The organism is Microcoleus sp. Pol10D4 (genome assembly GCF_036701555.1).
Classification (GTDB): domain Bacteria; phylum Cyanobacteriota; class Cyanobacteriia; order Cyanobacteriales; family Microcoleaceae; genus Microcoleus.
This window is the reverse complement of record NZ_JAUBRA010000001.1, coordinates 152,737-165,317: the sequence shown is the minus strand read 5'-3', so window position 1 is coordinate 165,317 and position 12,581 is coordinate 152,737. Positions and strand designations below refer to the sequence as shown.

The 12,581-nt window shown below is 45.9% G+C and carries 12 protein-coding genes; 7 read left to right on the top strand and 5 right to left on the bottom strand.

Annotation, left to right across the window (positions count from 1 at the left end; all coding sequences use genetic code 11):
* Positions 1-365: 365 nt before the first annotated feature.
* Entirely contained in the window at positions 366-1,160 is a 795-nt protein-coding gene (locus QUA36_RS00600) for a pseudouridine synthase (RefSeq protein ID WP_333455098.1), read from the top strand.
* A complete protein-coding gene (locus QUA36_RS00595) occupies positions 1,157-2,038 on the top strand; it encodes a RodZ domain-containing protein (protein ID WP_333159839.1) in 882 nt (293 codons plus the stop codon). Before QUA36_RS00600 ends, QUA36_RS00595 begins: the two co-directional genes overlap by 4 nt.
* Positions 2,039-2,413: 375 nt before the next feature.
* Here the strand turns inward: QUA36_RS00595 and malQ are convergent, their stop codons facing one another.
* The 4 genes from malQ to QUA36_RS00575 form a co-directional block, all read right to left on the bottom strand.
* The gene (gene malQ / locus QUA36_RS00590) at positions 2,414-3,922 is read right to left on the bottom strand and encodes a 4-alpha-glucanotransferase (protein WP_333159841.1); all 1,509 of its coding nucleotides are present in this window, start codon (positions 3,920-3,922) and stop codon (positions 2,414-2,416) included.
* 461 nt (positions 3,923-4,383) lie between these two features.
* Entirely contained in the window at positions 4,384-4,509 is a 126-nt protein-coding gene (locus QUA36_RS00585; RefSeq protein ID WP_333157538.1) for a photosystem II protein Y, read from the bottom strand.
* 175 nt (positions 4,510-4,684) lie between these two features.
* Positions 4,685-5,443 (bottom strand): MinD/ParA family protein, encoded by a 759-nt coding sequence (locus QUA36_RS00580; RefSeq protein WP_333159843.1) that lies wholly within the window; start codon positions 5,441-5,443, stop codon positions 4,685-4,687.
* Between the two features lie 72 nt (positions 5,444-5,515).
* Positions 5,516-7,306 carry a CHASE2 domain-containing protein gene (locus QUA36_RS00575; RefSeq protein WP_333454897.1) on the bottom strand — a complete coding sequence of 597 codons (1,791 nt, stop codon included), beginning with the start codon at positions 7,304-7,306 and terminating at the stop codon, positions 5,516-5,518.
* Positions 7,307-7,642: 336 nt separating this feature from the next.
* On the opposite strand from QUA36_RS00575, the gene QUA36_RS00570 reads away from it, so the two are divergent.
* The 5 genes from QUA36_RS00570 to QUA36_RS00550 all read left to right on the top strand — a co-directional run bounded on the left by QUA36_RS00570 (position 7,643) and on the right by QUA36_RS00550 (position 12,385).
* Positions 7,643-8,383 carry a DUF928 domain-containing protein gene (locus tag QUA36_RS00570; RefSeq protein WP_333454895.1) on the top strand — a complete coding sequence of 247 codons (741 nt, stop codon included), beginning with the start codon at positions 7,643-7,645 and terminating at the stop codon, positions 8,381-8,383.
* A 142-nt stretch (positions 8,384-8,525) separates the two neighbouring features.
* The gene (locus QUA36_RS00565) at positions 8,526-9,260 is read left to right on the top strand and encodes a DUF928 domain-containing protein (RefSeq protein ID WP_333454893.1); all 735 of its coding nucleotides are present in this window, start codon (positions 8,526-8,528) and stop codon (positions 9,258-9,260) included.
* 338 nt (positions 9,261-9,598) lie between these two features.
* The gene (locus QUA36_RS00560) at positions 9,599-10,393 is read left to right on the top strand and encodes an HAD family hydrolase (protein ID WP_333454891.1); all 795 of its coding nucleotides are present in this window, start codon (positions 9,599-9,601) and stop codon (positions 10,391-10,393) included.
* Between the two features lie 411 nt (positions 10,394-10,804).
* On the top strand, positions 10,805-12,022 hold the full coding sequence (locus QUA36_RS00555; RefSeq protein WP_333454889.1) for a DNA double-strand break repair nuclease NurA: 1,218 nt from the start codon (positions 10,805-10,807) through the stop codon (positions 12,020-12,022).
* Between the two features lie 144 nt (positions 12,023-12,166).
* Positions 12,167-12,385, top strand: a complete 219-nt coding sequence (locus tag QUA36_RS00550) for a hypothetical protein (protein ID WP_242720424.1) — start codon at positions 12,167-12,169, stop codon at positions 12,383-12,385.
* A gap of 14 nt (positions 12,386-12,399) precedes the next feature.
* Here QUA36_RS00550 and QUA36_RS00545 read toward each other — a convergent pair whose 3' ends face one another.
* Complete coding sequence (locus QUA36_RS00545; RefSeq protein ID WP_333454887.1) at positions 12,400-12,558, bottom strand: hypothetical protein; 159 nt, start codon at positions 12,556-12,558, stop codon at positions 12,400-12,402.
* Positions 12,559-12,581 lie beyond the last annotated feature (23 nt).

Below are 12,581 nucleotides of genomic sequence, written 5' to 3'. Positions count from 1 at the left end.
GATCCCGATGAAAATTTCGCGATCGAGCGTATAAATTTAACCAGCAGTACGGGATTTATGGTAGTGTTGGTTTATGGTCGGGTCAGACCCACACCTTCCAAACCAGCCGCAAACCAACGGTGCAAACCTGTGCCTGCCGCGAGTCTTTTCCTCGTAGTTTTTGCACAGCATTCAGGGTAATGCCATCAGGACAATCTGCACCGGGCACAAGGACAATCTTTGCCAGGCCGGGCGTCCTGTAATAATTGGTCAGCATTATAATTTATTCCCAATCAGGAATTGAGCATTGCTAGTACGGTTAATCAATTAACCGTGTCGTGTTTCCTCCCCACCGCTGGCTCGCTGGGGATTTCTACACTCCCGTCATGTCTGATGAAAGGCTGCAAAAAATCCTCGCCCAGTGGGGCATTGCCTCTCGCCGTCTTGCAGAACAGATGATTGTAGCTGGACGAGTCCGAGTTAATGGCAATATTGTTCGCTTAGGAGAAAAAGCGAATCCCGATCGCGATCTCATCCAAGTCGATGGAGTCCCGGTGAAACCAACGGATCGACCCGCAAAGGTCTATCTGTTGCTCAACAAACCGGCAGGCGTAGTTTCTACTTGCAGCGATCCAAGGGCCCGATCGAAAGTTCTCGACTTGCTGCCACCCCAACTGCGCTCCGGTCAAGGCATCCACCCCGTAGGACGCTTAGATGCAGATTCCACCGGCGCCCTCTTGCTCACCAATGATGGTAAGCTGACATTTTGTTTGACCCATCCGCGTCACTCGATCGCCAAAACTTATCAGGTTTGGGTGAGCGGCGATCCCCCGGAACCCATACTACAAACGTGGCGTCAGGGCATCATCTTGTCCGGCAGAAAAACTTTGCCCGCGAAAGTTAAAGTTATCGATCGCGCGCAAGACCAAACTCTGTTAGAAGTCATTCTATCAGAAGGCAGAAACCGACAGATTCGGCGAACGGCCGAACAGTTGGGATATCCCGTGGTGCGCCTGCACCGCACAGCCATCGGCCCGATTCAATTGCAGCGGCCCGGTTCGCCAATATTGCCACCCGGCTGCTGCCGACCCCTAGAAGATGCGGAAATTATTTATTTATGGAATCTAGTCAACCTAACATCAATAAGCGTGCCAGTAAATTCCCAGGAGCACAGCATATGACAAAGAATTTATTGTTTTTATTCTTCAAAACCACTAAGCAGAAACTGCACTCCCAAGAGCCAGAAACAGCTCAGAAGAAGCTAGCGGAAATTGGAACTAAACTCCGTCAATACCGCGAACAGCAGTCGATTTGTTTGGACAAAGTAGCCGTGGTAACAATGATTCGGCGGAATCTGCTACAAGCAATCGAGGACGGTCAACTCGACCAACTTCCCGAACCCGTCTACACTCAGGGTTTGATCAAGCGCTACGCTGAAGCAATGGGTTTGGACGGAAATCAGTTTGCCGAATTTTTCCCGATCGAACCGCCACCCCGATCGAGAACCAAGCTATCCTGGCAAGATGCGCCTCAGTTGCGGCCGATGCACCTCTACCTCTTTTACACATTTCTAATTATCTGTTCGGTCAATGTCTTATCTCAGTTGATGAGCGGTTCTATGACCGCAAAAAATGGTGCGGGAGCCGAAGAACGAGCGCTTGGGCAGCAAGAACAAGCTCGTTTAGCGGCTGAGGCATCAGGAGCCTCACAAAATCAGAAACCGGATAGTTACGAGGCTGTCGAAGCAGTAAGAACCGGTCAAAATTTAAATAAATCTGGCAATAAACCAGTGATGGTTAACGTCACTTTTAAAGCAGAATCATGGATGCAGGTTGAAGTCGATGGTAAAACAGAGTTTGAGGGAACTTTGCCGACCGGGACTGTTCGCACCTGGGGGGCTCAAAAGCAATTGGTAGTGGTAGCAGGTAACGCCGGCGGGGTAATGGTTGCTGTTAATAACGGACAAGCCGAACAACTCGGAGATCCTGGAGTCGCCAAAGAAGTTGTTTTTAAAGCAAGTGAACTCAAGCCTTCAGCACCGCCCCAGAATGAAGGCTGAGTGTTAATTGGTAATTGTTAATGGGTAATAGGTAATAGCGGGTAGTCCACAGAGTTTAATTAGAATGTCCGTCTTGATTCACTCATTACCAATTACCAATTACCCATTCTATCAAACCCGGTTGCATCGGAATAGTCAAATCCAGTCAACCGTCAACCACGGATGGTGCAACCGGAACTGATAGAATTCATCTGCGTTCATCTGTGTTTATCTGCCTGTATCTGCGGTAAAAAAAAGAGAATGTATTAACCCCAGATGACAAGGGATTGACGCTGATTAAGAGTAGATAGATAGGAATAATTCCGATGCTAACAGATTTGATATTACCCATTAACAATTACCAATTACCCATTACCAACTACCCCTTCCCGACGCTCAATGTTTATTAGGAGCGCGCCCGGAGATGTAAGTCATAGTTTTGAGCCGATCGCGCACTTCCCAATTCACAGCTTCTGGCCGATACCGCCAGCCCCAATTTCCCTCTGGTTTCCCCGGAAAATTCATCCGCGCGTCTGTACCCAAACCCAACAAATCTTGAAACGGCACAATTGCCATATTAGCAACAGAAATCCAACCCATGCGGATTAAAGACCAGTGAATTCCTTGGGGATCGATGCAGCCCAAATAACGCAAAACCTCATCTCTTTCGTAGTTTTGCAGTTGATTGAACCAGCCGACAGTCGTGTCGTTGTCGTGGGTGCCGGTGTAGACTACGGAATTGCGATCGTAGTTGAAAGGCAAAAAAGGATCGCCAGGGCCCGCGCCAAAAGCAAACTGCAAAATCTTCATTCCTGGAAACTCGTATCGATCGCGCAAAGCTTCCACTTCTGGAGTAATTACCCCTAAATCCTCAGCGATAATCGGCAAGTTGCCAAACTTCTCGTTAATTAGATCCAACAAAGCTGTTCCCGGCGCTTTAATCCACTCTCCCTCGATCGCAGTTTCTTGTCCGCGCTTCACCGCCCAGTAAGCGTCAAATCCTCGAAAGTGGTCGATCCGAGTCACGTCTACATAAGAGAAAATCGCTTCAAAACGCTGCACCCACCACTCGAAATTAGTTGCTTGCAACTTCTCCCAATTGTATACTGGGTTCCCCCACAATTGACCTGTATTGCTGAAGTAATCAGGGGGAACTCCCGCCATTAAAGCTGGTTCTCCGCTGGCTTCATCTAAGCAGAATAAGTTGGGATTCGACCACACATCCGCGCTGTCGTGAGCTACATAAATCGGAATGTCACCAATAATTTGAATGTTGCGCTGGTTGGCATAGCGTTTCAACTCCGTCCACTGGCGAAAAAACTCAAACTGAACGTATTTGTAGTAATAAATCTCAGCATTTAGCTGCTTGCGCCACTTTTCTAAGGACTTGGGTTCTCGACGGGCAATTTCTGGTTCCCAATTGTTCCAGCTAACACCGCCAAAGTGATCTTTTAGTGCCATAAAGAAGGCATAATCTTCCAGCCAACTCTCTTTGCTTTCGCAAAAAGCTGAGAAATCTCTTTGCTGCACCGGCGATGCTTTGGCTTTGAAGTTTTCGCAAGCTTTTTTAAGCAAAGACACTTTCAGGGCGATCGCCGGCTCGAAGTCTACATAATCGAGCGGAAATTCTGGCAAATTAGCGAAGTCTTCATCTGCGAGCAATTGATCGTTCCGCAGCAGTTCTGGGTTGATCAGCAGCGGATTTCCCGCCATTGCTGAATAGCATGAATAAGGAGAATTGCCGTATCCTGTCGGCCCCAGCGGCAATATCTGCCAGTATAGCTGGTCACTCTCTACTAAAAAGTCAATAAAGCGATATGCTTCCATTCCCAAGTCCCCAATGCCAAATCGACTGGGAAAGGATGTGGGGTGGAGTAATATGCCGCTCGATCGGGGAAAAAGCATAATCTATCTAAAGATATAGGAATTTAACATTGACAATTTGACCTATCTTCCCTACCAGTTAAACTTCGTAGTTTTGAGGGCGATTGTCAGGGCAAATACTTTTGTGATTGTCTCATATTTTGTGCGATAACGTGCTTACCAAATATTTTTATAACTCTACTCATAACTCCTGAGTAGATCTCAAAACATCAAAATCCGGAGTTACGCGATCGCCCTACTTTCACAGCTAGGTTTTTTACCCAGGCTCGTTTGCTGCAACAAAGTATTTTGCTTGAGCGTACCCGGTTTCTGCTTAACTTTTAAATCTAACTTTTCTTTTGTTTTCGCCCCATCTCTCTGCAGTCGTAAATTGCCCGCCAACAATCAGCCATCACTTAAGCAGAGCCAATGCACAAATCAGCCGGCTGTTTTTGTATCTCAAAAAACAGTCGGCTGTGGAGTTACCTGAAAAGAGGCTGAGTTTAAGCTTGCTTGTTCAACATTTTCTGCACTTGTTTGAGAGCTATACTGCCGATGTTGTAAGCAGCCCAGCCGCCCGCCAACAATACGGGCATCAATACTATTAGTATGCGGAAGTCAAATTCCATGAGTTCTCCTCCTAAAGTTTTTTAACAAATTCTCATAATCTATTTGTATCTCATTTTGTCGCCATTCTCTTGACTCTTTAACCAAATATTCGGGATACGCAGGAGGACATCGCTCCGCAAGAATTGAGAGCGAAAGCGAAACTCCTGGGCGGGCGATCGACATTCGCTACACCAATTATCCCACAATCTGTTTCGCAATCCCTTCCACCACATGAGTTAGAGGGTCGTTAGGGAAGTGCAGCACAAACACCCCCTTGCTGGCGAGCAGCATCATCTGGTCGCTGTGGGGCAGTACCCCTGCCACTGGGATGTTGTAAATACTCTCTACTTGCTGCTTCAAATCCTCGAAATCAAGGGATTCTGGGGCTTTATTGATCGTCATCAAAATTTTGGGAACTTCTAATTTGCGGGCCACATCTACCGTGACAGCCGTTCCCTGAAAATCTTGCTGATCCGGACGCAGAATCAGCAGCAGGATGTCGGAAATGGTGATGCTGAGGAGGGTTTCTTCGTTGAGCCCCGGGTGCGTGTCTATAAATAGGTAGTCTAAGTTCAAAACCTCGATCAGTTCTTGAAAGCCGTCGGTAAGCAGGCCCACATCGTAGCCTTCCCGCAAAACTCGCGCTATCTCCCCTGCTTTAATGCTCGAAGGAATCAGGTAGAGGTTGCCGTTACTGGCTAATGGTGGCAGCAGCGAACTCACATTGTACGCCGTATCCGCGATCGGACACCGGCCCCACAGGTAATCATTCAGGCAGTGATCCATGTTGCTCTCGCTGAAACCGAACAGCACGTGAATCCCCGGTGATTGAATGTCTGTGTCAACAATGGCGACCCGATTTCCGCCGCGAGCGATAATAGATGCCAGGTTTGCTGTCGTGTTCGATTTGCCAGTTCCGCCCCGGTAAGAGTGGACAGAGATGATTTTGGACATGATGCGTATGAGGGTAAGAAACGGCGAGAATCAATAATTATGATGCAATTCTCGATGCAGTCGAGTAGTCGGTCATTCTTCCTTGCCCCCCAAATCCTCCTTGTCAGCTAGACTATCCATTTTTTCATCTTTTATGCTCTTTTGTGCGCCCCTGCGCTGCCGCATCTGTTTGGCTTTGGCTTGCAAATCGCTGAACTCGTCATCAGGTTTGGTTTCGGCTGAACTAGCACCACAACCAGTACCGTTCGGAACACCCGTTTTTGAGCTACTTTCCGATTCAGTCACGGCGGTGCGCTGCTTCTGCTGTTTGGCTTTTTCCTGCAACTGAGCTAAGTAATCGTCTGTCTGACTTTCGGCCTTGGGAAGCTCTGGGGTACTGGCAGTTATTTCTTGGGGTTCGGAAGGTGCTTTTTCAGAGGTTTCTTGTTTGCTAATCCTCAGTTTATCTTTCTTTTGCTGTAATTCTTTAAAGAAATCGGATTCTGTGATTTCTGCGACTTGCTGTTCTTTTTTGGCTTGGTCTATTTCGATTTTGAAGACTTGTTTTACTCGAGCGCTAATTGCTTTCCCGTATCCGGCTTTATTAAATCTCTCTGCTGATACAATGCTACCGCCAGTTAGGATTAATGCTAAGACTGGCGCTGCCACAGGCACCCACCCTCCTAAGAGAAAAATCCCAAAGCTGAGCGCGCAGCACACCGACAGCAGTGCTCCGAATGTCACTGTCAACTTCGCTGGGTGAGCCATCCGCGATGCCAAGGTTCCTCCGACAATTGACCATGCCGAAATCCACATGATTTCTGCCCATTGCGGCCAAAACCAAAACATCGGTCTGTTGTCTAAAACTGCACTCAAAATTTGGCTGACTACTTGTGCGTGTGCCACGATCCCCGGCATGAATTGGTTGCTTTGCTGTCGCCCACTGTAAGGAGTATAAAATAAATCTTTAACGGTTTCTGTGGTGTAACCGATGAGAACTATTTTATCTTTAACTAAATTCGGGTCAACTTTCCCTTCTAAAACATCCGTAATTCTGACTTGGTTTGCGACTTGCCGCCGGGAACGATAGTTAATTAATATTTGATATCCCCTGACATCGGCATTTTTGTATCCTCCGTCATTACTTGCTAGTTGTTTTAATTGGGTTTCTCCCAGCCATAAAGATTGATCTGGTGCCAGTTTGGGATAGATTTTTTGCCCTTGCAGGTAGCGGAGTGCTAGCTGGAGGTTGAAGGAATATAAAACTTGAGAATCGTCATTGCAAAGATGTTTTTGGGCAGAAGAGTTGCCCTCAATTGTCGGCGGTTTCATAAATAATAAAGCCCTGCGGAGTATGCCACCCGGATCGACTCCGAAATCTGCAAATCCCACCCGGTTTTGTGGGAGCCCCGGCGCAGGCGGAGAACCGGGATTGTCCGGGCTTCCGTCGGTGACTAAACATACCCCAATAATTCGATCGCTTTTTTGTAAAACTTTAGTTAATTCCTCGCGCCCGTCTCCTAAAGGTACGTCTCGCAGTACATCTAAACCGATGACTGCCGGCTGCATTTTGTCGAGTTTTTGTAATATTTCAGCTATTTTGCGATCGGATATTGGCCACTCTTTGAGTTTCTGAATGTCTGCTTCGGTAATCCCCACCACTAGCAAACGTGAGTCTGGCTGTTCCTCGGGACGCCACCTCACCATTTGGTCGTAAGCGCTTAATTCTAGGGGTTCGAGTATTCCTAGCTGTCTGGCCCCCATTAAGGATAATGTTACTGCCGCGCTGGCAATTAATACAGACTTAGCCAATGCTAGTGATGGTTTATACATTTGACTCAATTGAGCCGCTGCCGATCGAATTTTGTTAGATATTTTACTCATTATCCGAGCATAAAAGTTTGACTCGTTTCTGGAACAGCAGTTGTTTCGCCTTTGCCACCTGCCGGAGACTTCTTCTATCTTAGAACACTCGGAAACTCCGACCAATTTGTTACAATAATTTACAGTACGTACCGAGCAACTGTATTCAATGATACTTGCAACCTTGGCAACATGATTATTCCGACAGAGAATCCACTTGCCGCTCGAATTAATTAATGTTATTGATGATATGTCAAGGTATAAATTGTGTATCTGCGCCCTCGACTAGCATCTCAAAAATATTTGTCGCCATCAGCGAATGCCTGTGTTTGCAATTATAGTGAAAGGTAAAACAAAATGAAACGTTTTCTACATCGCGCTACACTTGCGGTCGCCGTATCTGCGATCGCAGCTACCGTGCCCAGTTCACTGGCACCGATGCGCGCACAATCCCAGCCGCTTCTGCTGAGTCAAAATGTTAATTTCAAGCCTCCAGACGTAACAGCCCCCGCCAACCGACAAGGAGGGGCACATCGCGGCAACAAGCTTTGTCCAGCGGGTTTATCTATTACTCCTTTAGTGCCTCCAACTAATATCGGTTTAACCCTAACAGATTCTCCCACAATTTTTGTTTATATTCCTAACACTTCGCCCGAAATAGAGTTTACTTTGCTCAACGAAAAGGAAGACAAAGTAGTCTACGAAAAAACCTTTAAACTAGACAAATCTGGGATTGTTGGAGTTACCATTCCTGCTACCGTGGACAACAACAAATCCCTTGAAGTTGGCAAGCGATATGTATGGTCGTTTTCGATGGTTTGCGACCCCGAAGACCGAGCTGCAGATTTAGTTGTTAAAGGGTTCGTGCAGCGAATTGAACCGCAGGCAACTCTCAAGAGCGAGTTGGCAAATCCCGACCCGATGACTAGGCTCAACGTTTATGCTCAAAATGGGATTTGGTACGAAACTCTCGCTACTTTAGCCCAAATGCGGCGTCAGACACCGGGGGATGTCAAGCTGACAGCCAAGTGGACGCAATTGTTGCAGTCCCAAGGACTGGAATCAGTTGCAACTCAACCACTGGTTGCCCCTCTTTAAATCTCGATATTTCTTGAAGTTTTGTCGGTCAGCCGATGGCGATGTGAAAATTGACCCATTTACTCGATCGCGCCCGGGGCTAAAACTCCGGGTTAACATTTAGAGATGTGCTCTATAAATATTTCTACAAGTTGGTGGAAAAATGAAACGTTTTATAAATTTTACTGCACTGGTGATGACTGTATTGGCGATCGCCGTTACTCTCCCCAGTTTGCTGACACCGATGCAGGCTGTGCCTGCACCCATTCTGCTGAGTCAGAATGTTAATTTCAAACCTCCCGATGTAACAGCCCCCGACAACCGACAAGGGGGGACGCATAGAGGCTGTAAGTTACGCAATGGTTTATTCATTACTCCCTTAGTACCTGAAAGCAATATTGGCTTAACGCTAACAGAATCGCCAACATTTTTTGTATATGTTTCTCAACCGGCGGCTCAAGTAGAGTTTATTTTGCTAAACGAAGATGAATCCGAAGTAGTTTACGAAACTACTTTAAAAAATGACAAAGCCGGAATTGTTGGAGTTAGCCTTTCTGAGAAAGACCAGACAAAAAATATTGAGGTTGGTAAGCGATATGTGTGGTCGTTTGCACTAGCCTGCGATCCTCTGGAGCGTTCTGGAGATTATATTGTTAAAGGATGGATGCAGCGAATTGAACCCCAGGCAAATCTCAAGAAAGATTTGGCAAATCCCGACCCTATGGCTAAGGTGATTGCTTATGCTAAAAATGGGATTTGGTACGAGACTCTTGCAACTCTCGCCGAAATGCGGCGCCTCGCACCCGATGATTCGCGGCTGACGACCGAGTGGACGCAATTGTTGCAGTCCCAAGGACTAGAATCGATTGCCGCTCAACCGCTAGTTCAGTCTTTTTAATAACCACTCTTGACCAATCATTGCTGAGTGTTTGCATAGTCAATTCTTCAATTCTTCAATCCAGTGACAGAAAGCAGCCAGGGTACAAGCCCCCGAATTTAGATGTGTCCAAATAAAAAACATAGTCTCCAATAAGAAGTCCCCGGATTCATCAGTGATATCGCTTTGTTCAATTCTCCAATTCTTCAATTCTTCAATCCAAAATCCAAAATCTAAAATCGATTAAAAAGTCCCCGGATTCATCAGTGATATCGCTTTGTTCAATTCTCCAATTCTTCAATTCTTCAATTCTTCAATCCAAAATCCAAAATCTAAAATCTAAAATCTAAAATCGATTGATGGCTAATAACTTTCCAACAATTCTAGCTCTTGATTTTGACGGTGTGATTTGTGACGGACTAATCGAATATTTCCAAACAGCTTGGCGTGCCTACTGTCAAATCTGGAAACCAGTCGAAACAGTGCCCGATCCAGATTTAGCTTTGAGTTTTTACCGAGTGCGGCCCGCCATCGAAACTGGTTGGGAAATGCCGCTGCTGATCCGCGCACTGGTGACAGGAATTTCCCCAGAGCAAATTTTGCTAGACTGGCCTAATATAGTACCGTATTTATTGACTGATAATAATTTGAAAGCGCAGTCTGTAGGCGCTATGTTAGACGGATTGCGCGATAATTGGATTGCTGAGGATTTAGCTGGGTGGCTGTCTTTGCACCGCTTTTATCCAGGGGTTGCCGATCGCTTGCACTCGTTGCAGGAGAGTTCGGTGAAAGTGGCGATCGTCACTACGAAGGAAGGCCGTTTTGTGCGGGAACTTTTGCAGCTAGCAGGCGTACAAATGCCGTCGAAGTTGATTTTTGGTAAGGAATACAACAAGCCGAAACACCAAATTTTGCGGGAATTTTTGGCTGCATCTGGCAAAGATTCGACTATTTGGTTTGTGGAAGATAGGTTAAAAACTTTGCTGTCGGTGAAGCAGCAGCCGGATTTATCTCAGGTGAGGTTATTTTTGGCTGATTGGGGTTACAATACTTTGCCAGAACGGGAATCTGTGGCTCAAAATCCACCAGTTCAATTGCTTTCTCTGTCGCAGTTTGCCGGAGATTTTGCAGATTGGCTGCCGATCGACTGTTGATGTTAGATTTATTGACAGGTGTGATTTTTTTCGCTCTTCAGAGTCAAAAAAAAATCACAAAATTTTACATCTTTTTTGTTGACTTTTGCGGCGTAGACATGGTATTTTAATATAATGGGATGGTGGCAAAAATAATATTTGTGTCACCATCCCATTATAAGATAAATATAACAGAAATTCCTCAAAAAAGCAAGGATCTCTACTAAAAAAAATGTGTTTTTTTTAGACTATTGCAGGTACTTCTGACCTCAAAAACCAGGTTTTTTTACTACTATTTATTCTGGCTGGTATGAAATATTTTAGTTTATCAAACCGCGTGTATGACAAAAAACAAGCTTCGGCACAAAAAAATGAAAAGTGTTTTGATAATTTCTCAGCTTGAAAGCTTTCTAATATTGAGACTTAAAACCTATGCTCGATTTAACTAAAGCAGCGAAGGCAATGCAGGGAATGAGCCAACATTTGAATGTGGAAGCTCACGCGGCTCGCCAACGTTTGGAAGTGGCTCAGAATTTGCTGGTAAAGGCGGCAGCGGAACAGGAAAAATTGGTGGAATTGCAAGAGAATTGGCGCGATCGCACTTTATTCAATGCTGCCAGGCCGATCGAGCCATTATCCGATCGCACCTACATCACCGCACCCCCCGCCTCTCACACAGTCTTTGCCACAGACGGATCGCAAATTTCCCCCAACCATCACGAAATAGCTTACTGCTACCTGCTAAACGTCGGCACAGTCATGCTGCACTACGGACAAAGCCGCCACCCAGTTTTAGACAGTGTGCCCGAGGTTTTCTACAAACCCGAAGACTTGTACGGTTCGCGACAGTGGGGAATTAGAACCGAAGAATGGATGGGATATCGGCGCGCAGTTTCCGAAGCAATTGCCTTGGCAGAAATGGGCTGCAATTGGGCAAAAGTTAACGACAATAAATTGCCCGCGCCAGCTTTAGCAATGGTAGACGGTTCCCTGATTTATTGGTTTTTGGAACAGTTACCCAGCGAAGCGCGCGATCAAATTTTGCTGCCAATTTTAGAAGCTTGGGACAAGTTGCGTTTAGCAGGAATTCCGCTGTTAGGATACTTAAGCGCTTCTCGCAGCAGCGAAAGCTTATCTTTTTTGCGGTTTGAAGCTTGCACCCACGAAGTACCAGACTGCATGACAAATTGCCCGAACGTCGGATTTTCTGCCACAATTTCTTTCGCCGAAAAAGCACCTTGTCAAGAATTTGAACCTTTGCGGGATGCCATTTTGTGGGCAACAATCCTGTCACCGGGACAAAGAAGCCCTTTGTGGAAATCCCAAGCTCGAATTTTAGATTTGTACGGGCTCAATTCAGTTTATTTCTGTTACGTTCACGTTGGCACAGAAATTGCTAGAATAGAAGTGCCGGAATGGGTAGCACAAGATACAGACCAGCTAGATTTAGCATTAGGAATGATGCTGGCTCAAGTACACAAAGGCGGCGGGTATCCGGTGACGCTAGCAGAAGCTCACAATCAAGCGGTAGTCACGGGGGGCGATCGAAGTCGCTTTTTCGCTTTGTTAGAGCAGCAAATGATTAAAGCCGGCTTAAAAAATGTCGGAATTTCTTATAAGGAAACACGGAAGCGCGGCAGTATTGCTTAAAGTAATAAGTGGAGTAATCTTGGACGCAGCAACAGGGTTTTTACGGAAATATTGCATTTAAGCCTTTAACACAGATAAAAAACCCGGTTTCTTTGGTATTGATGCGTAAGTTATGTAGAGTTAAAATCAAGTTAAAAATGTTATATGCCAATAGAACTAATTATTTTAATTGCTTCGTTACTTGTATCTTGGCTGGTGTTTAATTGGGCTTTTAAAGTATTGAAAGCCAGCATCGGTACAGCGATTGGTTTAGCTGCGATTGTGCTGGCGATGCAGTTATTGTTTGGCATCGGCCCAAATCAGCTTTTCCAACATATAATTCACTTGCCGGAAACCCTGGGGAAAATGATTTCGGGCAAGTGATCCGATTTTAGATTTTAGATTTTAGATTTTAGATACCCGACTTCTTGAAGAAGTCGGGTATCGCGAGATTCCGAGAATTTTCCCTCTTCCTTCTTCCCTCTTCCTTCTTCCCTCTTCCTTCTTCCCTCTTCCTTCTTCCCTCTTCCTTCTTCCTTCTTCCTTCTTCCTGACATCCGTTACATCCGTGGAGCGAATC